The sequence below is a fragment of the Planctomycetaceae bacterium genome, assembly GCA_041398785.1.
Lineage (GTDB): Bacteria > Planctomycetota > Planctomycetia > Planctomycetales > Planctomycetaceae > JAWKUA01.
Genome location: JAWKUA010000027.1, coordinates 44,681 through 71,277 on the forward strand (window position 1 = coordinate 44,681; position 26,597 = coordinate 71,277).

Consider the following 26,597-nt stretch of genomic DNA (forward strand, 5'->3'; position numbering starts at 1 on the left):
AGAAAGGTCCGTCCGCGATTCAGACGTCAGGACGCCAGCCGGGGCTCAACTAAGCAGAAACTGAAACCCGCCGTCCTCGCCGACATCAACCGCCGCGCCGCGGATGCTGTCTCCTGTTGCCATGCGTGACAGGAATTCCGCGGACATCTGAGGCAGCAGGGTGCCTGTCAGGATACGGTCGACATTTCTGGCGCCGCTGTCCACTTCCGTGCAGCGGCTGACGATGTGGTCGAGCACCGCGTCGGACCAGGTGAACGAAGCGTCGTAGTGTTCGTGAACGCGGCGGGCGATCTTTCCCAGTTTCAAAATCGCGATCTGCCGCATCACTTCGTCGCTGAGCGGGAAGTACGGCACCACCGTGATCCGCCCCAGAAACGCCGGTTTGAAGGTCTTCAGAAGTTCCGGATGCAGAGCGGCCGCCAGAGATTCCGCGTCGGGCATTGTTTCCGGATCGGCGCACAGCTTCATGATGGCATCCGTGCCGGCATTGGAAGTCATGATGATCACGGTGTTCTTGAAGTCGATGTCACGGCCTTCGCCGTCCTTCATGTGTCCCTTGTCAAAGACCTGATAGAAGATGTCCTGGACACCGGGGTGAGCCTTTTCCATTTCGTCCAGCAGCACCACGCTGTAGGGCTTGCGGCGAACGGCTTCCGTCAGCACACCGCCTTCGCCGTAGCCGACGTATCCGGGAGGTGATCCCATCAGCAGTGAGACCTTGTGTTCTTCCTTAAACTCACTCATGTTCAGAACGGTCATGTTCTGTTCACCGCCGTACAGCAGTTCCGCGACGGTGATGGCGGTTTCCGTCTTGCCGACGCCGCTGGGGCCGACCAGAAAGAAGACGCCGATGGGACGACTGGGATCGGTCAGGTTGGCTCGCGACGTGCGGACACGCTGAGCGATTGCGTCGAGACCGTGTGACTGGCCGACGACCTTTTCTTCCATGCATTCCTTCAGATGTAGAATCGTGTTGATTTCGTCGCTGACCATTCGGCCGACGGGAATACCGGTCCATGCCGCAACAACTTCCGCCACGGCCTGACCGTCGACGCAGGCCTGCATCAGCGGTTCTTCGCCCTGGATTTCAGACAGCTTCGACGTCAGTTCCGAAAGTTCGGCAAGCAGCTTCTGGCGATCTTCGTCGGTCAGAGCGGCTCCGCCAGTCAGGGCCGCAGCCGCGCTGGCCGTTTCGCCGTTGCCGCTGGCGGGCTTTTCGGAAGCAGCCGGCGCGGTGCCTTCCGGTTTTCCGGCCGCCGGTTCTTCGTGCTTCGGAACCGCCTGGCCGGAAAGTTTTTCACGAACTGCCCGGATCTGTCCGACAAGTTCCTTTTCCTGCTTCCAGCGTTCCATCAGTTCGTCGTAACGCTGCTGCGTGTCCGACTTGGTCTGCTGAAGCTTCTGCAGTCTTTCCTGATGATCGGCTCCGGTTGCGGATTCGCGCTCCAGGACTCCGATGGCCGTGTTAGTCTGATCGATTGTGCGGCGAGCATCTTCGATCGCGGACGGAATTGCCGCGTGTCCGATGGCGACGCGGGCACACGCTGTGTCCAGCAGACTGACAGACTTGTCGGGCAGTTGCCGCCCGGAGATATACCGGTTCGACAAACGGACCGAATCTTCAACGGCTTCGTTCAGGATCTCGATCTTGTGATGAGCCTGCAGCGTATCGACAAGGCCGCGCATCATGGAAATCGCTTTTTCCTCGTCCGGTTCTTCGACTTTGACAACCTGGAATCGTCGAGCCAAAGCCGCGTCGCGTTCGAAGTACTTCTTGTATTCGGCCCAGGTCGTCGCGGCGACGGTTCGCAGTTCGCCGCGGGCGAGAGCCGGCTTCAGCAGGTTGGCGGCGTCGCCCTGGCCGGCGGAACCGCCTGCTCCGATCAGCGTGTGGGCTTCATCGATGAACAGAATGATGGGAGTGACCGACTTGTTGACTTCGTTGATGACCGACTTCAGCCGGTTTTCGAATTCCCCCTTCACGCCGGCTCCGGCCTGCAGCAGGCTCAGGTCCAGCGTCTTGACTGACACGGTCTTCAGTGACGGCGGGACATCGCCCTGAACAATCCGCAGCGCGAATCCTTCGACGACCGCTGTTTTTCCGACGCCTGCTTCTCCCGTGAGAATCGGGTTGTTCTGGCGCCGCCGTGTCAGAATATCGATGATCTGGCGAATCTCCTGATCGCGGCCCAGGACCGGATCGATCTTGCCGGCTCGCGCTCGCTCCGTCAGGTCGATCGTGTACTGGTCCAGCGACGGAGTCTGAGTCGGGCCGCCTCCCGGCTTGCCGCCCGGTGCAGATCCGGAGGCGGTCATCATGACGTCGGTCCCGGCTTCGGCCGTGTCCGCAACGATGGCCATCAGATCCTTCGCCAGCGATTCGGCGGAGATCTTTGCGAACTCACGCGAGATGCCCTGAGCGATCTGGGACAGCGAACGATCGTTCAGCAAGGCCAGAATCAAATGGCCGGACCGCGTCTTTCCGGCCGAATAGTCGATCGAACCCAGCACCCACGCCTCGCGCGCCAGATCGACGGTGTGTTGCGACAGCAGAGGCTGGCTGGAATTGCCGGTCTTGAGTTTGTCGATCGCCTTCGTGACATCACCGATCATTCGGGACGCATCGATGCTGAACGCTTTCAGAATTGCGTGAACGTCGGTGTTCGAGCCTTCCAGCAGTTTCAGCAGCCAGTGCTCCACTTCCACGTTGTAGTTGCTGCGTGACAGACACAGCCCGGCGGCTCCTTCAAGCGACCGCGTGCAGGTGTCGTTGAGCTTGCTGATCAGCGATTTGAGGTTGACCGAAGACATAGGCGATGAATTTCTGTCTGACAGTGAAGAAAGTGGGACGGTCGAATGCGGATCAATTCACCACAGGAAGGATGCGGTATTGGAGATGGAAACTGTGTCCACGATTGCAGACGTGTTCGGTGCTGATCGGAAATCGCCGGAGCACGAAACCGGAATCCTGCTGGCCGCGACGAACACTGATGCTATTCGTGATGTTCGCAACTCTGACTGCCGCGAGCCGGAATGCCTCATTGTTCTCTGCTCGCGGTATAGATCGATCTTCTGGTAGTAGCAGCCGCCAGCAATTCGTCGGTTTGGCGGAAAAACGGAGCCGATAGTGATTGGCCGAATAACGAGCGGGATTCACGTCGCGTCAGCCGTTTCATGATTCAGCTCGGACCAGTTCGTCGGCGGTATGTTCGTCGATGACCGCGTCCGGCCGGCTGCCGTTGAAGTTCAGCTTCATCTGGCGCTCGTCGCGGTTGCCGAGTTCCCGGAACAGCAGGCTGGGCTGGATGTCCGTGTTGTTCTGATATTTGCCGCTCTTGTACTCCGTCACGTCTCCTTCCAGGCTGTGATAGAAGATTTGGCAGACCTGCACGCCGGCATAGATCCTGACGGGCTGGACGGCAAACATTTCCAGTGTCCAGTATCCACAGAAGCCCACATCGCCGAATCCGGCCGTCACATGGACGAACAATCCCAGCCGTCCGATGGAAGACCGCCCTTCCAGCATCGGGACGTAGTTGTGCGTTTCCGTGTGTTCGATGGTGCGGCCGAGGTACAGTTGGTTCGGCTGCAGCACAAGACCTTCCGGCGGGATCTGCAGGCGGCCGAACCGGCTGGGTTTTCGCATGTCCAGCACGATTTCTTCGTAAACCAGCAGCTCGTCGTGCAGTCGCAGGTTGTAGCTGTTGGAATTCAGTTGATCTTCGTTGAACGGATCAATCTGAATGTTGCTTCCGAGCTGTGCCCGGATTTCGCTGCCGCTAAGAATCATGCTGCGCTGCCAGTTCGAAACCTGCGGAGACTGTGGCCGGGCGACTCGCGACGAGCCACCCGGAACGCCGAATGGGATCCACGACGCGGGCAGAGTAGACACAATCCGCAGCCAGTTCAACTCGACGCGCAGACGTCGCTTCGACGACGCCCCATGACCGGGGAATCAGGGTCGTTCGCCTGCAGCCGAGGCGCCGGCCGGACATCGTTTTCACGTTCGCATTGTCGGTCGACCGCGCCTAAACTGAGTGCTGCCGGAGCGTGAAGGTCGAGCACACCGGTGGAACTCGATGAAGGTCTGTTGAAGTGGATTCGGAATCCCGGTTTTCGATGATCGCGTACCGCACGCATTGGCACCGCACGCTGCCGATCCTGCTCTGCGGATTCATTGCCGGTTGTGGAGATTCTCCGTCGACGACCGAGCCCGGCGGCATGAATGCGGTAATGGCGGTTGGGGACGACATTCCCGTCGAAAAATCGCAGCCGGAAGCCGCCATAACGACGGAAAACAGCGACGGTCACCGGCGCGACGAAGTCTGGACGGACGAAAACGGAAACAAGTATCTGGGGAAGATTCCGTTTGATGTGTTTGCCGTCCATCCGTACGAGATTGCTGCCGACACCACTCCCGTCAATGGCGCTGCGACGGCGACAATTCCCGTGGTTGCGAATTCCGGCAACGTCCCGCAGACCGATGTTCCCGATGCGACAAGTCAGAATCCGGGAACTTCGCCGACGCCGGCGACCACAGCAAATTCCGGATCGGCCGGCGACGGCTGGGACTCCGTAATATCGCGTGATGTCCTGGAAGCGGAGATCAAGGACATTCGCAACTTCCTGACGCCGACGCTGCAATCGGTGGGAAACTTCCGTTCGTCGATGGCCATGATTCCTCCGAAGGCAGCCACACTGGGCGTGCTGGCGGAGGTCGCCAGAGAGCATCCCGATAAAGTTACCTGGGTCGAAGACGCCGCGTATCTGAGCGATCTGGCACGGCAGATGAACCTGACGCCTCTGCAGGCCGGACCGAAGGATCAGAAGCGACTCAGAGATCTGTTCGCAGCGATCACCGACACACTGAACCGCTCACGACCTGCGAACCTGGAAAAGCCGCCCGAAGGACAGATGTATTCCGACATCGCCGAGATGCGGCTGGTCATGAAACGCATGGAAGAAGCCAGCCGGCGGATGCGAACCGAAGTAGGCAACGAATCCTCACTGGCGGCAAACAAGGACATGGTCCGCCATGAAGCGGAAATCCTCAGGACTCTTACGAAAGTCGTGACGACTTCCGGCTACGGCTACTCCGACGACACTGACTTCAACGGCTATGCACGGCAGATAATTGACGCCTCCGCTAAGATCATCTCCGCTGCGGATTCGAACAACTTTTCAGACTTTCAACTGTCTCAGACCGAAGTGGCGAATTCCTGCCAGGCCTGTCACCATGACTACAAGAGCAATTGACATGCGCAAGAAGTGGTTGTGCCTAAAGTTGGCAGTCGTTGTGCCGTGTTTCGCCGTGCAATCGGCGGCCGACGCGGACACGATCGTCATGAAGTCCGGACAGAAGGTGGTGGGGCAGGTGCTGAAAGTGCAGCCCGACGCCGTCTTCATCGACATCGGCGTCGACGTAGTGCGGATTCCGGTCGACCGAATTCAGGAACGTATCGCCGAAGTCCCGACCGAACAGCCCGAACCCGCCAAAGCCCAGGGAGTCTACCGCACCGCGGAGCTGCCCGAACGCACTGTCAAGGAACTGGTCAGCAGATTCGGCGAAGGTGTGGTTCTGGTGCAGACTCCGGATGGCCTGGGTTCCGGATTCATCATCAACGACCGGGGCTACTGCGTGACAAATTATCACGTTGTCGAAGGTCAGACTCGCATCGCAGTCACCATCTTCCATCGCGGCGAAGGCGGTGACTTTGAACGGCGAGCGATCCGTGACGTCCGGATTCTGGCGCTGAATCCGCACTTCGATCTGGCGCTGCTGGAGATTCCCAAACCGGACGATCTGGAGTTCCGGCCGGAATTCATCGCCGACGACGATTCTCTGCTGGAAGGTGATACCGTCTTCGGCATCGGCAGTCCGCTGGGACTGGAACGCAGCGTGTCGGAAGGGATCGTCAGCAGTCGAAACCGGAACATGGAAGGCATCGTTTACATTCAGACAACCGCTCAGGTGAATCCCGGTAACAGCGGCGGACCGCTATTCAATTCCAAAGGCGAAGTTGTCGGCGTGATCAACATGAAGCTGACGTTCGGGGAAGGTCTGGGCTTCGCGATTCCCGTCGCTTATCTGAAGCACTTTCTGAACAATCGGGACGCCTTTGCGTTCGACCGCACGAACCCGAATACCGGCTACCACTATCTGGATCCTCCTCGCCGCACCAATCCGAAGCAGCCGTACGAAGTTCTGAAGGCAGATCCGGCGGCCTCCGCGACCAAAGATGCGGTCGGCCCATGAATAATTCCATGCCGCTGTCGGGCAGGTCGTTTCTGGCATTCGTCGGTGATGACTACGAAGACCTGGAACTCTGGTATCCGAAACTCAGGCTGATCGAAGCCGGAGCCTCCGTTGTGGTCGCCGGCCATTCCGCCGGAATGGTGTACTCCGGAAAACACGGTTATCCGTGCGTCGCCGATGCAGCGATCGAGGACGTCATCACGTCAGACTTCGACGGCCTGATTTGCGCCGGAGGGTGGATGCCGGATCGGCTGCGCCGTGACCGCGATGTCCTGCGAATCACGCGTGAATTCGCCGAAGCGGGCAAGCTGGTCGCCGCCATCTGCCACGGCGGCTGGATTCCAATTTCCGCGGGAGTCTACCACAACATCAATGTCACCGGTTCTCCGGGAATCCGGGACGATCTCATCAATGCCGGTGCAATCTACCAGGATGCTTCCGTCGTCGTGGACCAGCACTTCATCAGCAGTCGCCGTCCGGATGATCTTCCGGATTTCTGTCGAGCGATCGTGAACTGGTATCAGCATCCCGGCGCCGGATGACTTTGCGCAGATGATTTCGAACTTCGAATCAGCAACAGGATATCGCCAATCGCCATGACCGATGACGTCGAACTTCCCATTCCCGCCGACGCCGATTCGTCGCCTGCCACCGTTCCGGAACCCTGGTACCGCGACGGCCTGCAATTCACGTGCAGCCAGTGCGGAGACTGCTGCACCGGCGCTCCGGGCGTTGTCTGGGTCACCGATGAAGAACTGCGGGAGATCGCCGACTACCTGGACAAACCGACCGGCGAGATTCGTCTGTTTCATACTCGAATCGTGCGGGGGCGAGTGTCTCTGACCGAATTCCAGAACGGAGACTGCACGTTCTTTGACCCCGCCAGCCGTCACTGCCGCGTGTATCCGGTGCGGCCGACACAATGCCGCACGTGGCCATTCTGGAAATCGAATATCGCCACCGAAGAGACGTGGAAACGGACATGCGAGTACTGTCCCGGCTCCGGCACGGGTGCGTTTTTCAGCCTGGAGGAAGTCGAAGCTCGCGCGGCGCAGGTTCAGATCTGACGCCTGTTGCAACGGGCTGTCGCTTTTCCGGACCGAATCGCACCGCAGCGGCCATCTGCGTTTGAGTCACGGTGCGATGGCAGTCCTGCGCCGGAACGAAAGTCATCGATTCACGCAGGGCCGAAGGTATCGAAAAATCTGTCCGCAGCCGGTCGATAAGCCGGGTTTTGTCGGCGCGATGGCTCCCGATGGAAGCCGCCGCGCGGGCGTTCATTTCTCTACGACGCCGATTGCCCGGCGCCTGCAGCAGCCCACCCGAAGGTCAGACGAACCGAACCGACTCGCGGGGTTCGCAACGGCAAGCCGAAACGAAACCACTCCCTTCTGCATGGCCTTGCTCCCGATGGGGTTTACCCAGCCGGCTCAGTCACCTGAACCGCTGGTGCGCTCTTACCGCACCGTTTCACCCTTACCCCGGAGACCGCCGAAGCGACCTCACCTCGAAGCGAACTTCTGAGGCGGTTTGCTTTCTGTTGCACTTGCCCGATCCTTGCGGACGGTGGACGTTATCCACCATCGTGTCCTGTGGAGCCCGGACTTTCCTCCCCGTCAGTTTCCCGACGCGGCGAACGCCTGACCGGCTGCGGACAGGCCGGCATTGTAGCCAAACCCGCAGCTTCGGCGAGACGTGATGTTCCTCCCGGCAGCAGCGAGTCGGCGACGTGCGAAGCCCGCGTCGACGCCCGTCGGTGACTCCGGCGGCGGTACCGGGAGTCGCCGAGGAACCGGCTTCGGTCGCATGGAATTCCGTGGAATCCGAAATTCGCGGCCAGGAATTGCAGCGAGGCGGCGAAACAGAACTCTGTGCGGCGGAATTGCGCTTTGCCGATACCGAATCACGCGTCGAAGAACGATATTCGTCGACAACATGACGCAACATCCGCGCCGGATGCTTGACCGGTTGTGGATCGCTGAACGACAATCGCTCCGCCTTCATGAACGGCAGCTGACGCGTCTGCCGTTTGCGGTTTCGCAGAACTCAAACGCTTTCGCTGAGACTTTCAAGTCCTCGGCGTTGTCCCAATCCTGAACCAAAAGGACTTCCCATGACGCTGGCCCGATTCACTCACCTGGCGCTCCCGCTGACCGTATTGCTGGCGGGATTGCCGCATGCGGCCAATGCGGCTGACAAGGTTCTCAGCGACCAGATTTTGCCCAAAGACACCTATCTGTACATGTCGCTGCCGAACATTACCGAGCTGAAACAGCAGTGGAATGATTCGTCAATGGGGCAGTTGTGGCACGACGAGGAAATGGCCGACTTCAAGGCCGAAGTCTTCAACGCGTTTGATTCAGAAATCCAGGAAGGCCTGGCCCAGGTGCAGGAAGCACTCGGTGTGACGGCCGAAGAGCTGATGGCGATCCCGTCCGGTGAAATGTCCCTGGCGTTTTCCGGCACCGGAAATCGCATGGGAGCCGTCCTGATTCTGGATTATGGCAGCAGCGAAGACGTGATCCAGGGACTGCTCGACAGGGCCGTTGCCGCACTCAGTGCTCAGCGCCGGCTGTCCCAGTCCGACACGGAATTCGACGGCACTCCGATCACGATGTTCAATGTCCAGTGGGACGGCCGCGCGCCAACACCACTGGCAACGGAATTCGGCTGGTTCCTGAAAGACGAACGGCTGGTGGCATCCAACAGCAAAGCGCTTCTGGAAACCGTGCTGACGAACTGGAACGGCGATGCCTCGGATTCCCTGACGAGCAACGAAATCTACAGCTACATGCTCAGCCGCTGCCTCCCCAGCGGCAACTCCGCAATGTCGAAGTTCTATTTCGATCCCGTTGGACTGTTCACAAAACTTGTCCAGACCGGATCACTCGGAGAAGCCGGGATGGGAGCCGGGATGGCGATGGGATTCCTGCCGACGCTGGGCCTGACTCAGTTGAAGGGACTTGGCGGAGTCTCAACCACCGGAGACAGCGACTTCGAATGGGTTTCCCGATCAATCATTTTTGCGGACCAGCCGCCGATGGGTCTGATGCGGCTGTTTATGCTGGATCATGCGTCCCAGACTCCGCCGGAGTGGGTGAAGCAGGACGCCACCGCGTATCTGGCGCTGAACTGGAAAGTGGGCGATGCCTACGACGCTGTTGAGTCGCTGGTGGACATGTTTCAGGGAGCCGGCGCGCTGGCCGGCATGGTCGACCAGCTTTCCCGATCAGGTCCCGGCATCCACATCAAGAACGACATCATCGACCAGCTTAGCGGAGAACTGCAGTTCGTGACTGCTCCCCGCGCGAGTGACGATTTCGGCACGGACCAGATGCTGTTTGCGATCGGAGTTCGCGACGAAGGCAAGATGTCCGATCTGCTGACACGCGTGACGGACGAGCCTGGTTTTCCGGGCACCAAGCGCGAGTTCCGCGGCTTCACATTGTACGAAATCGCGACTCCCGACGGCGGTGGAGTCGGGTTCACTGTCGCTCATGGAAGACTGCTGATCGGCATCGGAGAAGCACTGCTGGATCAGGTACTTCGCAACGACAGCGACGTGCGGCCGCTTTCGGAAACCGATGAATTCAAGAAGGTGGCCTCGCATTTCCCGTCGGACGCGGTCGCCGTAACATTTTCCCGACCCGCCGAACAGTATCGTTCGCTGTACAACGCTTTGAAGAGCGGTCAGGGTGGACACTACTTCCCCGGTATGGATGAGATCTTCGAACGAATCGATTTCACAACGCTGCCGGATTTCGATGTCGTCAGCAAGTACATCCAGCCGACCGGCGGATACTGGGTCGGTGACGAAAACGGGGTCTACATGGAAGGCTTCTCGCTGAAACGCTGACCAGCCTGATCGGTCCATCGCGGCGGCGCGAAATTTTCCGCCGCCTGCGTTTTCGGGCCATTCGTCACCGACAGGTAGTGACGTTCTCCGCAGCGCGTTCCGCCGTCAGAACCGCTGCGGGAATTTCGCACAGAGCCGAATCCGGTAACGCCGGATCAGCGCGAAGCCCTTCCGGCGTGTCAGGCCCTGCGGTGCCCGACCGCGGCAAACGGGCAGTCCTTCGTGACAGCAGGCCAGTATCCTATCGGCGTGCCGCGCGCCCGCTGGTGTTTGAACGAGAATGATCCCCTCGAACCGGTCTCGGCAACTCGGAAGTCGAACCCATGAAGCGAATCGGAATTCTAACGGCCGGTGGCGACACGCCGGCTCTGAATGCCACGATCTACGGCGCGGCCGAAGAGGCCAACCGGCGAAACATCGAACTGGTGGGCATCATTCGCGGATACGCGGGGATGCTGCATGATCGACTGCCTCATGTGCTGTTGAACCCACTGTTCACAACGATCCCGGAACTCGATCCGTGCAAGGGAGGAACACTGATCGGTTCCTCTCGTACTTACATCAAACCGGATTCGCCCGAACTTCACCTTGCCAGGAAGAACCTGCCGAAGCTGGAAATCGATGGTCTGATCTGTATTGGCGGCGACGGCACAATCAACGGAATGCAGCCGTTTTCGGAGTTCATGCCGTGCGTGCTGGCTCCAAAGACGATCGACAACGATCTGGGCCTGAACTATCTCGACGAACCCAACGACTGGGCTCGCGTTCCGGCGGATACACCGAGCGGTTTCAGGGATGTGCTGACGTCGTCCCGCGATTCGATCGCGTTGGATGACATCGTCAACTACGCGACTCCCGGTTATGCAACGGCTGTGTTTGTCGTAGCGTCGTCATTGCAGCGACTGCGAACGACGGCGGAAAGTCACCGGCGAATCGCCATCATTGAAGTCATGGGACGGCAATCCGGATACATCGCGCTGGGAGCCGCCTACGGTCAGCCGGACATCATTCTGATTCCCGAAGTTCCGGTGGATATTGACGCTCTGGAACAGCGCATTCGGCAGCTCTACGACCTGCAGCACCATGTGGTGATTGTCGCGGGTGAAGGTGTTCGCGGCATGGACGGCCGTGAGCTGGGTGCCGATTCGGCAACCTACGATCCGGCCGGCAACATTCGCTACAACGGAGCGGCCGAGGCGCTGGCGGACATGCTGCGGGCGCGCATCGACGGCGATCTCATTGGTACGGTCCGAACTCACGAACCCCGGGAATCCGCCTTTTTTACACGCAAGATCGGCCATACTCAGCGGGGAGGACGCCCGATCCTGTTCGACCGGTTTCACGCCGCTCAACTTGGAGGCCGCGCGGTCGAACTCATGACTCGCGGCGAAACCAACGTGATCGCCACGATTGACTACAACAGCCAGCAGGGTTTCGGTCTCAGTTCGTTGTCGGCCAATCACCTTCGCGACCGCTGGGGCGAAATTCATCCTCGCACCGTTCACGCCAGCATGTACGACGCGCGCCGGATGCAGTTGTCGGTCTTTGGACAGCAGTACCTGAGGCCCATCTTTACCAACGCCATCGGCTGGGACGACGTTGAATTCATGCGGGCCGAATTGTTCAGCCCCGGCAACCTGTCGACGCGTTACCAAAGCGTCAATATCGATATGCGAAAACGAATTCGCTACGTGTAACGCGGGCGGCATTCGTATCATGCCGCGTCGGACAACCCACAGACGCCATTCCGCCGCGCGGAAGGCTGCATTCGCGGCGGCAGGTTCCTCACGAGCCTGACCGAACGGCAAGCTCACCAACGGACTGATCGTCGGTGGCGTACGGCTGCAGCCGGCTGACCACCTGCTGGAAGTCATCCGCAGGATCGCATTCGATGCACACGTTCCTGCCGGTGACCGGATGGTCAAAAGTCAGACGGGTGGCCGCCAGCATCAGGCGCGATGACCCGAACCGGATTCGAAAAATTCGGTTGCGGCGAGTATCACCGTGAGAAGTGTCGCCCACAATCGGATGGCTGATGCCGTTCAGATGCCTGCGAAGCTGATGGAACCGCCCGGTACCGGGAACCGCTCGAATCAGTGAGCAGCGGACCGTCGCGAACTGCTCGGAAGGTTCCGGGATCTCATAGCGACGCAGACATGTAACATCTGTGACCGCAGACTGAAGATTGTCCGGCGACGCTGCTTTCCTGCTTCGCCTGCGCTGGAGCGGTCGGTCGATCCGGCAGGTCGTGCAGAATCCTCGCACAAGTGCCGCGTATTCCTTTGTGACACGTCGAGCGGCAAACAGGCGGCCCATCGCTGCCGCCGTGTCCGGCGATAGACCAAACACCACAATTCCCGATGCCGCCCGGTCAAGGCGATGAAAGGGAAACACCAGACTTCCAATCTCGTCGCGAACTTCCTGCAGCAGAGGCAAACCGGCCGTTCGGTCCAGGTTCGTTGCATGGACGAACTGCCCGGACGGCTTATGCACGGCAATCAGGTGGCGGTCATGAAACAGGATCTTCAACATCAGACCCTCCGCTGTCGCGGACTCATTCGCGACGTCCGTTGGCATCGCGAATGCCGCGGCGTGTCTTTGCCGCCCCGGATCGTTCGAGTTTGATCTTCGACAAGAATTCCGCATCCCGCACTGTTTGAGCGTTCGAAATGCGGGTTTGACCGAGTGGAAGCGAAACCGTTGGAAGTCACAGGATCGGGCGCCGGAATTTGTTGCGAGCGTTGCTGACCTTCCTGCGGAATTCGCAATCTTTCAGGTGATCGTTAACCATGCCCATTGCCTGCATGAATGCGTACGCCGTGGTGGGACCGACAAACTTCCAGCCTCGCTTTCGCAGTTGTTTCGACAGGTCGACGGCTTCCGGGCAGGTCGTCCGTTCACACGCCTGCGACTTCGACTCCAGCAGACCGACATCTTCTTCGGAAGGTTCGAACTGCCAGACCCAGGCGGCAAGAGATCCGAATTCCGCGACCAGCGCGACTGCTCTGGACGCGTTGTTGATCGTCGCTTCAATCTTGCCGCGGTGCCGGATAATTCCCTGATCGCTGAGCAGCCTGTTCACGTCGCGCTGTGTGAATCTGGCGATGCGTACGAAGTCAAAATCGCGGAATGCTCTGCGAAAATTCTCCCGCTTGCGCAAAATCGTCAGCCAGCTCAATCCGGACTGAAATCCCTCCAGGCAGATCTTTTCAAACAGCCTGTGGTCTTCGGCAACAGGCAGCCCCCATTCCCGGTCATGATATTCGCGGTAGTCGTCATGTGCGTGACACCACCAGCAGCGCAACCGGCCGTCGGGGCCGGGTTTCAGTGACTCTGTATCGACCGGGTCTGGCATGGAAATCGGTGGTTCCGGCAAAAGACCGAAAGGGAACGGGCACCGAACGTGAGTCTGCGAGATGACCGTCCTTCCGTCAACCTGCGCTCGGAACAGATCCCCTTTCCGACTTCGCACCTGTGGTGGACGAAATGACAAGTCCCCGGAATTGGCGGACAGGAGGGACTCGTCACCCCGTTCACCACGGAAAACTCTGACCTGCGAATCGCATTTGCCACTGTCCTGGATCGCGACTGTCGCGAATCCCTGCGGGAGACTCGCAAGTTTCACGCAGTCGACACTTCGGATTCGCGATTTGCAACCGTAGAATCGAACACATTCAAGGCGCCACGGAAAGTATCCGTGGATGACGTGTGACGGAACCACCGCATCCGAACCTGTTCTGAACGATGCCCCATGAAAGCGAATCCAACTTCCGCCTTTGTACGGCGCGTTTTGGCAATTGTCGTCTGCCTGATTGTACTGTCAGGGACAGCGTCGCCCGATCCGGCCTCGACTGTTGCCGACGAAGCGTCCGATGAATTCAACCTTGGCGTCGGACTCTACCGCAAGCAGCGTTTCGACCTTGCGGCGGAGACGTTCGGCGGCTTCCTGAAGCAGTTTCCCGACCATCCCCGCACGAATCTGGCGCGCCTGTACTACGCTTTGTCGTTGAACCTGCTCGAACAATACGAGCCGGCGCGCGAGCAGTTTGCCGCGTTCATCACCGCCGATCCGGACAGTGCGAACATTGCCGACGCAAGATATCGCCTTGGTGAATGCAGCTATTATCTGAAGGACTACGACGCCTCCGTCCGACAGCTTCAGCAGTATCTGGAGCTGCACTCCGGCCATACGCAGAACAACTGGGCACGGCTGCTTCTGGGTGATTCGTATGCCGAACTGCAGCAGTGGAGCAAAGCCCAGAATACGCTGCGCGAGTTGCTGGCGCTAAAGCCGGATCCGCAGTTGCAGGCCGACGCCGGGTTCGCTCTGGCACGAGCGCTGGATGGCGCCGGGCAGCACGACGAGGCAGTCGCGACGTATCGCAGGCTGGCCGAGAACACGACTCCGGCGGTCGCCGTCGACGCACTGACTCGCCAGGGAATCATGCTGTTCCGTCAGGAGAAATACCTCGAAGCGTCGGCGGCTTACGACCAGATTCTGGAACGTTTTGCGGATTCCGATCGAGCGACGGCGGCGGCACTGAATTCCGGCATGGCGCAGTATCGCGTGAAGGACTTCGAAAGCGCCATCAACCGCTTCCGCAAAGTTCCGCCGGATTCGGAGTATGCGGCAAGAGCAGCGTTGATGACCGGGCTTTCGCTGCAGTCTCTGGGACGCACCGATGCGGCTCGCGAAGAGCTGGATCGGGCACTCACCGCCGCCGGCGATACTTCTCTGGCACCGGAAATTGTGTTTGAACGAGCCGAGCTGGAACGCGTGGACGGACGGATTGCGGAAGCGGCGCAGATGTACGAAGACCTGGCCGATCGCTGGCCTGACGACAACCGGGTTGCCGACAGCCTGTTTAACGCCGCGGAACTTCATCTGGACCTGAATCAGATTCCAACCGCGCGACGTCTGCTGGATCGACTGGAAAGCGACCACTCCGCGTCCGGCATGGACAGCCGTGCGGGCGTCTTGGAAGGACGAATCCTGCTGACGGAAAACAAGGCCGAACAGGCAATCTCCGTACTGCAGCCGATTGCACGGGCCGCGGCTGATGCCGACAACCGTACTCCCGTCTTCGGTCAGTACTATCTGCTGCGGGCATTCCACGAAGCGGGGAGGCACGAGGACGCTCTGGCGGAAATGGAAAGACTGCGGCCCAGTCTTTTGAAGCCGGAGTTCGCGCACCTGAACGGAGCACTTGCCACAGCCGCGATGAGCAGCCTGCAGCTGGAACGTTACGAAGCCGTGCAGAACTATGCCGATCAGTTCTTGTCGTCCGGCACCGGCAGCCGTCAGACTCCGGATGTCCTTGCCGCGCGAGCCGTGGCTGCCGCGCATCTGGACCGGTTTGACGTTGCGGCAGCGGATGTCCTGACATTGTCGAAGGAGTACCCGGACCGGCCTCAGACATGGACTGCCATCCTGCAATCCGCCAACGTCGCCATGCAGCGGGAAAACAACAAGGCAGCAGTTGTGTTTTTCGAAGCCGCCGCCGGGCGCCGTCAGGAACCGCTTGTTCGCGAAGCGGGGCTGTCAGGCCAGGCGTGGAGCCAGTACCGGCTGGAGCAGTTCGACAAGGCCGCGGAGACTTTCGGAACTCTGGCCGACGAGTTTCCGGAATCAGGCCAGGCCGCCGAAGCTGCGTTCATGCGCGCCAACAGCCTGCACGACGCCGGGCAGGATGACCAGGCCATCACCGCCGCGCTGGACGTCTTCACAAGGCTCAGCGACGAACCTGCTCAGCCCGCGAATCCGTCCGACCAGGACAAGCGCCGCAGGTTCGCGTTTGATTCCGGTCAACTGGCGGCACGCCTGCTGGGCCGCGCCGGTCGAGTTGAAGAGGCCGACGCGACCTGGGAAAAAATCATCACACAACTGAAACCCGCCGAATCGCAGGACCAGATCCTGGATGAATGGGCGTGGATCAATCTGTCCAATGGCCGGTACGCTCGATCGGATGAAATCTATCGCCGACTGCTGGAACAGTTTCCCGGCAGCAAATTCGCCGGCCACGCACGTCTTTCGCTGGCCGAAAGTGAAATGGCGGCAAACCGTTTTGATCAGGCTGAGCGCGAGTTCCGTGCTATTCTCAGCACTCCTGAATATGGCGACGTCGAAAAACAAAACGCCGTCTTCCATCTGATCGAAATCAATGCCGGAAACCGCAACTGGAACCAGGTGCGGGAATACGGCGATCAGTTCCTTGCGAAGTATCCGGAAAGTCCTCAGGCGGCAAATGCCACGCTGCTGCATGCCGAAGCGCTGCTGAATCTCAACGAATTCGCGCAGGCCGAAAAGGAACTGCAGCAGCTTCGAATGGCTGTTGTGGACGGCAGAGTGGAGGCCGGAGAATGGACGGAACGGATCTGGGTGGTTCTTGCGGAGCTGGCTCTGGCCTCAAAGCGATACACCGAGATCGACCCCATTGTCGCCGAACTGGAGTCCAGAGCTCCGCAGTCCCGCTTTCTGTTTCAGACGCATGATGTCCAGGGGCGGCGCTGGAAATTTCAGGCCGAACCGGACTTTGCAAGGGCTCGCGAGTACTTTCAGAAAGTGACGCAGGATCCCGTCTGTCGGGGAACGGAAACAGCCGCGCGGTGCCAGTTTCTGCTCGCTGAGACGCTGTTGCTGCAAAGCGACGTGGACAACCACCTGAACCTGGCTCGCAAGGAGTTTCTTCGCGTGGTGACAAACTACGCCTACGACGAATGGCGCGGACGTGCTCTCTATCAGGCCGCGCAATGCGAGGAAGCACTGAAGCTGAAGGACGCAGCAATTCGAAGCTATGAAGAACTGCTGAAGGACTTCCCGACGTCCGAATACGTTGACCGGGCTCGCGAGCGGCTTGCCGTTCTGAAGGCAGCGGCGTCGTAGGCGTCACCGCAGCGCACAACCGGCGGCTTACGTCGGGCAACGCCTGAACATCGCAGAACCTGGCGGGATCTCACGGCGAGCCGCACGGCACTCGCGGATCGGTCAGCGTTTGTGGTCTGCCGTTCTGATTCGATGGATGCAGAAGTGCGACGGACATCCGGGAAGGCAAGGCTCCTGCCAAGCCAAGTGTGTCAAAGTGCCTCCGATGAAGCTGCGGCTCGGCAGGAGCCTCGCCCTCCCGGTTGCAGCGCCCTCCCGCTTGTAGCGATCTCCCGGATGCAGAGCCCTCCGGATCGTGGGACCGGTGCGATCCGCCCGTCAATGCTCGGCTGACGAAGCGCTCGCTGCCGCGTCGGGTTCCACAACGTCGAGGAATCCAATCATCATTTCTTCCCAGCTCTGATCACCCCAGCGAACAGATCGACCGGGATCGGGATTCACCGGATTGGCGTCGGAGTTGTCAAACGCCGCCGTACAGAGGATACGAGTTCCCTTTGGCAGCAGCTTTGGTTCGGACAACCGGTAGTTCAACTGCCAGTTGAAGTCGTACTTTGGAACGTCCAGCAGAATCTCCTGCCCTCCATCCGGATAGAACGCCTCAAAGCGAAACGACCTGCCGCGGACGTGCATGTGAGGCGTCATGCACAGCAGCAGTTCATCGCGACGGGCACGGTATTCAGCCGTGACTTCGTGGTTGGAAGCGCCGGCCGGAATCTCGAAATCCGCTTCCATGGCCACACGGCCCTGCAGCAGTTTTCGAACGTTCTTCTTTTCCGTGAACTTCAGGCCGATGTGGCTTCGATCGGACTGCTGTGAACCATTCGGCGTGTAGTGCATTTCGAAAAGCAGTGTGCTGCCCGCGGGAATGTACATTGCGATTCCGTCGTCCAGCACGTTTGGAGTCGCTCCGGGAGCGTATCCCACCAGCATCGTTCGCTGCTTCTTTCGTTCTTCTTCATCTCCCGGCGGAATCGCGTAGGCGATGATGTGGTGGACAACACCGAAATTGTCCGGCCGCGCCTCCGCGGCCGTCACGAATTTGTCTTCCGTCCAGCCAGGGTCAACCGAAAAGTACTGATAGTTGACAACTCCCGTCGCCGGCACGGTGAAAGCTTCGTCACTCATGGCGATCACCTGGTCCGGCTGCGGCATTCGCCACCCGGTCGCGAACTCCGGGGGATCCGGAAGCTGCGACGGATCACCTTCCGGCATCCCGTTTTCCACCCACGTTCGGATCAGCTGCTTTTCGTCATCGCTGAGGCGTGCGTCGTTCCGGAAAGTTCCATGGTCGGGATTCGCGTACCACGGCGGCATCCGATTGTCGGCGATCACTTCCAGAATGGTGTCTTCCCAGCCGATCGTGTCGGCATAGCCAGCCAGTGAGAATGGAGCAATCTGACCGTCACGATGACATTCCAGACAGCGACTGTTGAAAATCCGCGAAATCTGATTCGCGTACGTCACGTCTCCGGTCGGTTCGACCTTCTGAATACGTCCGATGTGACAGCCGATGGCTTCTGTTTCCGTGACGCTGGCTTCGTTGCCGGACAGCAGTTCTTCAATGGCGATCGCCAGGTCACGTCGCCGGACCCTGTCACGCGACAATCCGACAAGGTACTGGTCGTCAATTCTGCCCCGGTATCGCACCTTTCGATTCTGGTCCAGCACGAAGACTTCGGGCGTCCGTTCCGCGCCGAATTGGTCGGCGACGCGGTTTCCGGGATCCTTCAGGACGGGAAACGGAATCTCGTGCCGATTCACGTAGGCCGTGATTTCGGTGATGCTGTCCTGAGTATTCGAATTAATCCCCACAAACGCGACACCTCTGTCACTGTATTCCCCATGCAGTTCCGCCAGTCTGGGCCCGTACAGTTTTGCCAGCGGACACTGGGTTCCCAGAAAAGCGATGACAATCAATTTCCGGTCCGCGAAATCGTTTAGTGATGTACGCTGACCGCGATGGGTCTGAAGCGAAAAATCTGCGATCGGCAAATCGGCGGCGGTCAGCGCCGACCTGCCCGATACACAGATCCAGGCGATCGCTGTCAGAATCAGGAGATTTCCGATTCGGCGGAACTCAAACAAATGCATGGTTCAATTCGATCACAGAAGCCCCCGGTCACGCGGTTTCCGTGCCGGCGCGTCCGGGGAGTGCGGGAAATTGTGCAAAGGAAACGTGCCCGCGCGACAGCTTCGCGGAAATCTGCGATCAAACGCAAGCGAAAGTGGCACATGTTTTGACGCGAACACACGATCGGACGTTGCCGCGACGGACGATGCGCAACGCTCCCTGACAAAGGCAGGAAGTTTCCTCGCGGGCGGTCATGTTCGACTGATGCGATTCTGAATCGCCCGATTCAGTGCAGCCGTCCGTTCGTCGGCGGTCATGTCGTACAGCGTTCGGAAGAGCGTTGCCATCGCCGGTGTCAGCTCGCAGTCGCGGCGCGCCATGGCCTGACGAGCCGTCTCGATACTCTTTTCGAGAGGCCAGTCGGCCGCCAGTTCGCCGAAGCTGACGTTGCAGAAGGAAGGGATATTCCGAGGCAGCAGTCGGCCGCCGGGCAGCACAACCGTCATGACTCCCAGTGACGAACCCACATTGAACATGCTGTCAATCGCAGTCTTGGTGTGGTCACCAATAAACGATCCGACCTTCATCAGCCCCGAATCAATCAATTCGCCCTGCAGCGGCACCTGGACCGATGTGTAATCGTTCTTCAGGTCGGACGTTGATGAGATTGCTCCAATGTTGACCCACGGACAGATATAGCTGTGTCCCAGGAAACCTTCGTGGTACTTGTTGACACAGGCGTGCAGGATGGAGTTTTCAATTTCGCCTCCGGCACGGCACGTTGCGCCAATGGTTGTGCCGCCGTGAATCAGCGCCCGAAACACTTTGGTGCCGCGAGTAATATGGCACGGCCCTTCGATTCGCGTGAATGACTGAATCTGGACATCGCGATCAATGGACACCGGCCCGTGGCGGGCGTCAATGACCACGTACGGGTCGATCTCCGACTGTTCGGAAATGTAGACGTCGCCCGGATCACCAAGGCACTGCACATGTGGTGCCGGAGAAATCTGCGAGACGCCTTCGTCCATGAAGTCACGATCCAGTTGAACGCCATTGTGGTTCACCAGATCCCACGGCCTGCGAATCATGATTCCGGACGCCTCAACGACGCGCCGGCTGCGAGCGATTCCCAGCAGCGTTTCGTGAAAACCATCGTCGCAGAGCAGGCGGGCCTCTTCCGGCGCCAGCGCGATCCATGTCAGATGCCCGTCGATGAATCCCGCGTTGTCCATCGTCACATCGACTTCGTTCAGATGGCGTTCCGGCATCCACCGGCCGTTCATCATCAGCACGGGTTGTTCGGCAAGCCAGGCCAGATCGTTCACATGAGAATCCGGGTGCTCTTCCCGATAGACCTCCTGCAGCCACGGACGTACGCGAGCCCCCCAGTCGGCTCGTGGAAACCAGCGCTGCACTCGTCGTCGCAGACTTTCGCGACCGCAGATCAGTTCAAAAACCGGTCTTGTCAAAGCCAGCGGGAATAGAGCGTCGGTGCCGGAATCTTCAAACAGGAAAAATCGCATAGAACTTCACCGTCTCTGGCGGCTTGCGGCGGGTCGACATCGGCCACAGCGAAAGTCGGTGCTTTCCAATTGGCTTTGTACCGTCAATCGGAAAGCTTCCTTCCAGGCCGCTCACGCGATTCGGCGGCGTCAGAATTTTGCAAAAACGCCCCTAGTGTGTACATCCGAGTTCTGCGTCGACGGCCACGACGACCGTGATTCAATTGCTGCCGCGTTCGTGAATTTGCCACTCACTGCTGCGCTCCGGAGACGTTCGGCAAAGTCTGCCGGAAAGAAGGGCCGCGGGGACCTTGAACAAGGCGACTCGCGCGCCAGTCCACAATACCCAACGGCATTTACCCGACCTGTTCCGGAGTCAATCCTGTGTTTTCAGCGTCCTGACATCCGGCTCGTCCATTCCCGCGGTGCCGCATGTGTCGCGCACCCTGCGAATCGCGGCAGCCTTGCAGGTTCCCGGACTTGACGTGTCTGGCTCTGAATTCTCCTTCGATTCCGTACAATCGCCGGTCTTCCCTGCTGCGTTCACGGAATCAAGATGCCTACTCGTTCGAAAACTCACAAATCGTCCCGACGCGTGACTGTTCCGTCGCCGCCGCGCGGGATTCCTGACCGGCTGCTCCTGAATGCGACCGACGAGATTCTGCCGCCAAAAGGACTTCTGGTACTGGTCAGCGGCACCGCTCTGGCAAAGCATCTGGTGAACCTGCGGCGCGACGTTGCGTGGACGATTTTCACGCCCGAGCACTTCTATCTGGATGCAGTTGTCCGGGCATTGAACGAAGATGACTCCGGCGACGAATCCCCGGAGGAAGATCTGCCGCAGGTGGATCTGTTCTGCATGCCGGATCTGCCCGAAGGGGAATTTGACACGGTCGTCTTCGCCACCGAAGCTCGTTCCGTCGCCGAACTGACTCGCGACCTGCTGCAGCAGATTGCCGACCGCCTGAAGCCAAATGGTCGGCTGATCATCTCCACCGACAATCCCAGAGACCACTGGCTTCACGAACAGCTCCGGACGATGTTCGGCCGCACAACGGTGAAGAAGGACAAACGCGGCACCTGTTACATCGCTCGAAAGGGCGCGGGGCCGAAGAAGCGCAGGGAGTTTCGAGCGGAGTTTGCATTCCGCGACGGTGAGACACTGATCCGCTGCGCGTCGCGGCCCGGCGTCTTCAGTCATCGTCGAGTGGACGCAGGCGCGCGGGCCTTGTTGCGTTCGCTGGAGCTGCTGAACGATGCCTCCACGAAGGGGATCATGTCGCCCCGCCGAATTGTGGAACTCGGCTGCGGCTGTGGAGCTGTCGCGGTCGCCGCGGCGCTGCGATTTCCGGAGGCGTCCGTACTGGCCGTCGACAGCCACGCGCGAGCCGTTCAGTCGACGGAGCAGACCGCACGGCTGAACAATGCCGCAAACGTCGCCGTGATGCTGACGTCCAACGGCATTCTTCCGCATGCCGGAACATACGAACTGTTCCTGACGAATCCGCCGTATTACTCCGACTTCCGAATTTCCGAACTGTTCCTTCAGTCGGCCGAAGCAGCATTGACGCCGGGAGGGCGTCTGCACCTGGTGACAAAACTGACGGAATGGCACAGGAATCGAATGACGGAAATCTTTGGCAACGTCGACGTTCATCGCTACGGCGACTACGACGTGCTGTGTTCCGTCCGCTGAGCAACAATGTTTCTCACGCAGTGCAGCGAAGTCCGAGTGGTGCTGTACCGGGAAGCTATGCCACTTTCCGCAAGCGCCCGATGATTCGCTCGAAGTCGTCGTTCGAAGTGAAGTGAATCACGATCTGGCCGGAATCCTGCTTCTTCAGCCGGATCTCAACCTTCGCCCCAAACTGGTCACGGAGCGAGTTCTGAAGTGACACAACATGAGCCGACGCTTCCGGCGGTGCAGGGGATGCCTGGGCCGGCGATTCCGGACTGGTCGTGCCGGACTTCAGAATCTGTCGCACGGCTTCTTCCGTCTTGCGAACGGACAGCCCTTTCTCCTCGATCTGTCGAGCAAGTTCCGCCTGAGCGTCGTGGGACAATGGCAGCATCGCCCGAGCGTGGCCGCCGGAAATGCGGTCCTGTCGAACAGCTTCCTTCACGACTTCGGGAAGTTCCAGCAGCCGCATCATGTTGCTGACCGTCGACCGGCTCATGCTAAGCTGTTTTGCCAGGTCCTCAATCGTGCCGCCGAATCGTTCAAGGTAGTCGCGAAACGCTTCGGCCTTCTCCAGCACGTTCAGGTCCTGACGCTTCAGATTCTCCTCGATCGCTGCCTCGCAGACCTGATTGTCTTCAAGTTCAACGACACGGCAGGGAATCATTTCCAGCCCCACCTGTTGCGCGGCTCGCCAGCGACGTTCACCGGCGACCAACTGATAGCCTTCTCCCCGAGGACGGACCAGCAGCGGCTGCAAGACTCCGTGCTTCCGAATGCTGTCCGCGAGTTCGTCGATGGCCGCCTGATCAAACTCCCGCCGGGGCTGAAACGGGTTGCGTTCAATCAGTTCCAGACTGATTTCGTCGGCACAGGGAGAATACAACTGCACTGGCGCTGCCGGTTCGCCGGGCCGCGGTTCCCCGGTGCTGTCACTGCCCAGCAAAGCATTCAGGCCCCGCCCCAGCCGCCGCTTGAAGACAGGCTTTTCGGTGCCATTCTGTTCCGTCGCGTAAGCTTCCATTTCCCAGCCTTGGTTCGTTGCGGAATGGGACGACCGGCAACGCGGTCCCTGTCGAAGCCGGTTCGCACACAGGAAGGATCGACAAATCCGGAACAGCCGGAACAGCCGTTACGCAATGCTGCTGGTCTGGTAAACCAGGCGCTTTGTACGGCTCGTCGGCACCCTGAGTGAAGATCAAAGACAGTCCGGCGTTTTCGCACAGAATGGGCCTCGCCATGGTACTGCACAGAGGACGTCATCGTGTCCGTTCGTTCGTGAAATACGGCTGCCTGTTCCGAAGCATTTCAGGCCCGGCGGCCCGGCACACCGTCAGCCGGTCACGTGAATTCTTCTTCGCGCGGGTCAAAATGAGGTCTGTTCAGGAAGCGGGTTTCGAGAGAGACTTCGGTTTGCGGGAGTTGTGGGGGTGTAGTTTTTTGGTGAAGGAGTCAAGGATGGCTCGGTTGACGTTTACGGAAGAAGAGCGGCAGGCATTGAAGGCGGAGCGGTTTGGTCATCCTCATCCGCGGGTCCAGTTGCGGATGGATGTGTTGTGGTATGTCAGTCTGGGCGAAACCAATGCGAATGCGGCGAGGCTGGCGGGGGTTTCTCACGCGACGGTTGATCGATACGTGTCCATCTATCGCGAAGGCGGCATCGAGGGTCTGAAGCGATTCGACTGGAGTGGCCCGGTCAGTGAGCTCATGGAGCATCGTGCCTCGCTGGAGGAAATGTTTCTTGCTGATCCGCCGCACACAACGGCGGAAGCCTGTCAACGAATCGAGGCAGCAACGGGAGTCAAACGCGGGTTGACTCAGACGCGTCGCTTTTTAAAAAAAGTCTGGGGCTGAAGTGGCGATGCACGGCGGCGATCCCGCTGCCTCCGAAAAAATCCGTCGAAGAGCACGCGGCCACTCAGGAGGAATTCCTCGACAACACACTGGAGCCGCTGCTGGAATCGGCTCGCAGCGGTGATGGCCATGTGTTCTTTGTTGATGCGGCTCACTTTGTTCAGGGAGCGTTTCTGTGCTGTCTGTGGTGTGCGCGGCGGCTGTTCATTCGAGGTGCTTCCGGTCGCAAACGTTACAGCGTTCTGGGGGCATGGAACGCCGTGACCCATCAACTGCTGAGCATCACGACGAGCGGGACCGTGTCGTCAGATACGATGTGCGAGCTGCTTCGCAGAATTGCCGCCCTGAATCTGACGGGGCCTGTGACGCTTGTGCTGGACAATGCTCGCTACCAGCATTGTGCCCTGGTGATGAATCTCGCGGCGACACTCAATATCCGACTGCAGTTCCTGCCATCATATTCTCCCAACCTGAACATCATCGAGCGCCTGTGGAAGTTCTTCAAACGCGATGTCCTCTACGGGAAACACTACAATGATTTCGCGGCTTTCTGCCAGGCTATCGACGACTGCCTCGAAAACATCCCCACCAAACACAAATCCCGACTCGCCACACTCATGACTCACAATTTCCAGCGATTCAACATCGCCTCATTCCGAGCCGCGTGAAGAATAATGCTCGAAATGCGCAAGGACGAACCGACACCCGTCAGAATGGTCGTCTGCAGCATGGGCAGCGGTCGTCGAAGCCTCTCGCGAGGGCTTTGAAGGCGGATGGTTGCGGCAGCGTCATGATGGCCCTGAACGCCAGCGGAACTCGATGCGCGTAGTGGCGGTACGTGATTCCGCCGGCAGAGTGACCGAGAATCTCGATCGATGACTCGGGCACGTGCTCGTCGTAGTGCGTCGCGCAGGTTTTGCGAAGATCCTTCAAGACCCAGGGGCGATCCTCGCTGGGATCAACGCTCGCCTTGGGGCCGATGCCCGCAAGTTCGCAGATCGAGCGAAAGCGGTTGTTCGGCCGTGTGCCTCCACCCGCAAACACGGGAGCTTTCGGATTCGGCGTCTCCGGCATGATGCTCCTGATATGCTCATGCACGGTGCGGTTCATCGGTCGAAAGAATGCCTTGCCGGTCTTCACACGGCGGTAGAACAACCAGCCCCAGGGCGAAAGTTCCTTGACTTCGCGGTCCGGCGCTCTCCGGTTCCACGAGACATGACGCCACAGAATCGGCTCATGGAACGGTGCCGTCTTCCAGACCGTACCCGTGTCCAACCCGTAGTTGAAGAAGGCGACCAGCGCCGCTCGCCAGTAGCGACCAATCGGGAACGGGTGCTTCCAGCCTCGTGGACGCTTCATCCGATGAGTCGCAAAATAGAGTGCATTCAGCTCCGACTTTGTCAGGTAGTGCCTTCCTGCCACGTCACGCTGAGGCTTCTCTTTTGGGAAGCGAGGCAGAGCATCGACCAGATCCTGCTCCCAGGCCCACGACATAACAGCCCGCAGGTGCGCTCGCACTTTGTTGGCAGTTCGCCCGGGATTCCGACCGTCACGAGTGGCCGCATCGTCGTAGGCCCAGTTGAAAAAATCGCGCAGCTTGCTGCGACTGAGTTGATCCAGAGGCACGCCTTCGCCCCATCGCGCCCATTTTCTGAGGGTGGTGGCGTACTCTTCGCGCGTTCTCTGCGCGGGATTGCCGGATCGGAGGTACTTTGCAACAGCAGATTCGAGAGTCGTCGGGATGGCCAAGCTCCACGCCGCCGGCGCTCGCCCCCCTGCACGCTCCTCGGTGTCCAGCAGCGTTGATCACGCTCCGTCCGGGTAAAGTGAAAAGTTACACCACCCTTTCAGAATACCCGAACGGACCGAATTGAACTGCAAACAAATGATGACCACGGCGCCGCGTTCATGAGCGCACGGGGCGCCTGCGTCTTTTGAGAATTGTGTTCCGATGGACGTTTGCCTGACCGACGGTCCGCGTTGTTCAACCTTTCGGGTACTCACACCACGATCGCTGAACGTGGGGAATTCTTTCCTGAACGTCAGAGAGATTGTTAGACTTCTGATTACGGCAATCGTGTTCAGGTAGAATCAGAATCTCAAAGCGACCTGCGACAACCTCCTCAATCTCCTGCCCGGCGGGAGTGAACTTTCCGGGAGCGCTTCCCTGCCGCAGTCCGCGAGGTCTGAGGCAATGCCGCGTGCGATTCACTTGTTCAGGACTTCATTTCTGCCGCGTCGTGACTGCGGCCGGCGAAACGTTCAGTCTTCACTTGCATCCGGCTTCGTCTGCGTTTGCCGTGATCGTTACCATATATTCCTGATCGATTGGGTATTTCGGTCATGGCACAGCGTCACGACAGAAGGTCGGCTGAGAACCGGTCCCTGGGACGAGCGGTGACGGCGCGTGTGACGGCTCACGATGGCGCGCACCTGAATGCCGCGCGCGCAGACGTGCATGTCGCACGCGCGGGCCTGCCTGGCGCACGTGCGA

General features: G+C 59.4%; 17 protein-coding genes, 1 other RNA gene and 1 pseudogene. 10 read left to right on the top strand and 9 right to left on the bottom strand.

Annotated features, from left to right (window positions below; translation table 11 throughout):
• Nucleotides 1-45: 45 nt before the first annotated feature.
• Nucleotides 46-2,811, bottom strand: a complete 2,766-nt coding sequence (tssH, locus tag R3C19_23560) for a type VI secretion system ATPase TssH (GenBank protein MEZ6063336.1) — start codon at nucleotides 2,809-2,811, stop codon at nucleotides 46-48.
• Nucleotides 2,812-3,172: 361 nt separating this feature from the next.
• The gene (gene dcd, locus R3C19_23565; GenBank protein ID MEZ6063337.1) at nucleotides 3,173-3,892 is read right to left on the bottom strand and encodes a dCTP deaminase; all 720 of its coding nucleotides are present in this window, start codon (nucleotides 3,890-3,892) and stop codon (nucleotides 3,173-3,175) included.
• Nucleotides 3,893-4,095: 203 nt separating this feature from the next.
• Here dcd and R3C19_23570 point away from each other — a divergent pair, with 203 nt between their 5' ends.
• Genes R3C19_23570 through R3C19_23585 form a run of 4 tightly spaced genes read left to right on the top strand, consistent with a single transcriptional unit; the run spans nucleotide 4,096 to nucleotide 7,323 of the window.
• The gene (locus R3C19_23570; GenBank protein MEZ6063338.1) at nucleotides 4,096-5,256 is read left to right on the top strand and encodes a hypothetical protein; all 1,161 of its coding nucleotides are present in this window, start codon (nucleotides 4,096-4,098) and stop codon (nucleotides 5,254-5,256) included.
• Between the two features lies 1 nt (nucleotide 5,257).
• On the top strand, nucleotides 5,258-6,256 hold the full coding sequence (locus tag R3C19_23575; GenBank protein MEZ6063339.1) for a trypsin-like peptidase domain-containing protein: 999 nt from the start codon (nucleotides 5,258-5,260) through the stop codon (nucleotides 6,254-6,256).
• On the top strand, nucleotides 6,253-6,798 hold the full coding sequence (locus R3C19_23580) for a type 1 glutamine amidotransferase domain-containing protein (protein MEZ6063340.1): 546 nt from the start codon (nucleotides 6,253-6,255) through the stop codon (nucleotides 6,796-6,798). Before R3C19_23575 ends, R3C19_23580 begins: the two co-directional genes overlap by 4 nt.
• A gap of 54 nt (nucleotides 6,799-6,852) precedes the next feature.
• Nucleotides 6,853-7,323 carry a YkgJ family cysteine cluster protein gene (locus R3C19_23585; GenBank protein ID MEZ6063341.1) on the top strand — a complete coding sequence of 157 codons (471 nt, stop codon included), beginning with the start codon at nucleotides 6,853-6,855 and terminating at the stop codon, nucleotides 7,321-7,323.
• Between the two features lie 140 nt (nucleotides 7,324-7,463).
• Here the strand turns inward: R3C19_23585 and rnpB are convergent.
• Nucleotides 7,464-7,908, bottom strand: an RNA gene (gene rnpB / locus R3C19_23590) — RNase P RNA component class A.
• Between the two features lie 77 nt (nucleotides 7,909-7,985).
• Here rnpB and R3C19_23595 point away from each other — a divergent pair.
• From R3C19_23595 to R3C19_23605, 3 genes are all read left to right on the top strand, one after another.
• Nucleotides 7,986-8,195 (top strand): hypothetical protein, encoded by a 210-nt coding sequence (locus R3C19_23595; protein MEZ6063342.1) that lies wholly within the window; start codon nucleotides 7,986-7,988, stop codon nucleotides 8,193-8,195.
• A gap of 174 nt (nucleotides 8,196-8,369) precedes the next feature.
• Nucleotides 8,370-10,112: a hypothetical protein gene (locus R3C19_23600; protein ID MEZ6063343.1), complete on the top strand. Its 1,743-nt coding sequence runs from the start codon at nucleotides 8,370-8,372 to the stop codon at nucleotides 10,110-10,112.
• Nucleotides 10,113-10,435: 323 nt separating this feature from the next.
• Nucleotides 10,436-11,809, top strand: coding sequence for a 6-phosphofructokinase (locus R3C19_23605; GenBank protein ID MEZ6063344.1), 1,374 nt, complete (start codon nucleotides 10,436-10,438; stop codon nucleotides 11,807-11,809).
• An 88-nt stretch (nucleotides 11,810-11,897) separates the two neighbouring features.
• Here R3C19_23605 and R3C19_23610 read toward each other — a convergent pair whose 3' ends face one another.
• Both R3C19_23610 and R3C19_23615 read right to left on the bottom strand, forming a co-directional pair.
• Entirely contained in the window at nucleotides 11,898-12,644 is a 747-nt protein-coding gene (locus R3C19_23610) for a pseudouridine synthase (protein ID MEZ6063345.1), read from the bottom strand.
• A gap of 175 nt (nucleotides 12,645-12,819) precedes the next feature.
• Nucleotides 12,820-13,467: a DNA-3-methyladenine glycosylase I gene (locus R3C19_23615; GenBank protein ID MEZ6063346.1), complete on the bottom strand. Its 648-nt coding sequence runs from the start codon at nucleotides 13,465-13,467 to the stop codon at nucleotides 12,820-12,822.
• Nucleotides 13,468-13,863: 396 nt separating this feature from the next.
• Here R3C19_23615 and R3C19_23620 point away from each other — a divergent pair, with 396 nt between their 5' ends.
• Complete coding sequence (locus tag R3C19_23620; GenBank protein ID MEZ6063347.1) at nucleotides 13,864-16,995, top strand: tetratricopeptide repeat protein; 3,132 nt, start codon at nucleotides 13,864-13,866, stop codon at nucleotides 16,993-16,995.
• A 318-nt stretch (nucleotides 16,996-17,313) separates the two neighbouring features.
• On the opposite strand, the gene R3C19_23625 is transcribed toward R3C19_23620, so the two are convergent.
• Both R3C19_23625 and R3C19_23630 read right to left on the bottom strand, forming a co-directional pair.
• Complete coding sequence (locus R3C19_23625) at nucleotides 17,314-19,086, bottom strand: redoxin domain-containing protein (protein ID MEZ6063348.1); 1,773 nt, start codon at nucleotides 19,084-19,086, stop codon at nucleotides 17,314-17,316.
• Between the two features lie 231 nt (nucleotides 19,087-19,317).
• The gene (locus R3C19_23630; protein MEZ6063349.1) at nucleotides 19,318-20,592 is read right to left on the bottom strand and encodes a putative sugar nucleotidyl transferase; all 1,275 of its coding nucleotides are present in this window, start codon (nucleotides 20,590-20,592) and stop codon (nucleotides 19,318-19,320) included.
• A 535-nt stretch (nucleotides 20,593-21,127) separates the two neighbouring features.
• On the opposite strand from R3C19_23630, the gene R3C19_23635 reads away from it, so the two are divergent.
• Nucleotides 21,128-22,267 carry a methyltransferase gene (locus tag R3C19_23635; GenBank protein ID MEZ6063350.1) on the top strand — a complete coding sequence of 380 codons (1,140 nt, stop codon included), beginning with the start codon at nucleotides 21,128-21,130 and terminating at the stop codon, nucleotides 22,265-22,267.
• Nucleotides 22,268-22,322: 55 nt separating this feature from the next.
• Here R3C19_23635 and R3C19_23640 read toward each other — a convergent pair whose 3' ends face one another.
• Complete coding sequence (locus R3C19_23640; protein ID MEZ6063351.1) at nucleotides 22,323-23,273, bottom strand: ParB/RepB/Spo0J family partition protein; 951 nt, start codon at nucleotides 23,271-23,273, stop codon at nucleotides 22,323-22,325.
• A 434-nt stretch (nucleotides 23,274-23,707) separates the two neighbouring features.
• Between R3C19_23640 and R3C19_23645 the strand changes: the two are divergent.
• A pseudogene (locus R3C19_23645) lies at nucleotides 23,708-24,771 on the top strand (IS630 family transposase).
• Nucleotides 24,772-24,811: 40 nt separating this feature from the next.
• Here R3C19_23645 and R3C19_23650 read toward each other — a convergent pair.
• Complete coding sequence (locus R3C19_23650; GenBank protein ID MEZ6063352.1) at nucleotides 24,812-25,852, bottom strand: hypothetical protein; 1,041 nt, start codon at nucleotides 25,850-25,852, stop codon at nucleotides 24,812-24,814.
• Between the last annotated feature and the right edge of the window lie 745 nt (nucleotides 25,853-26,597).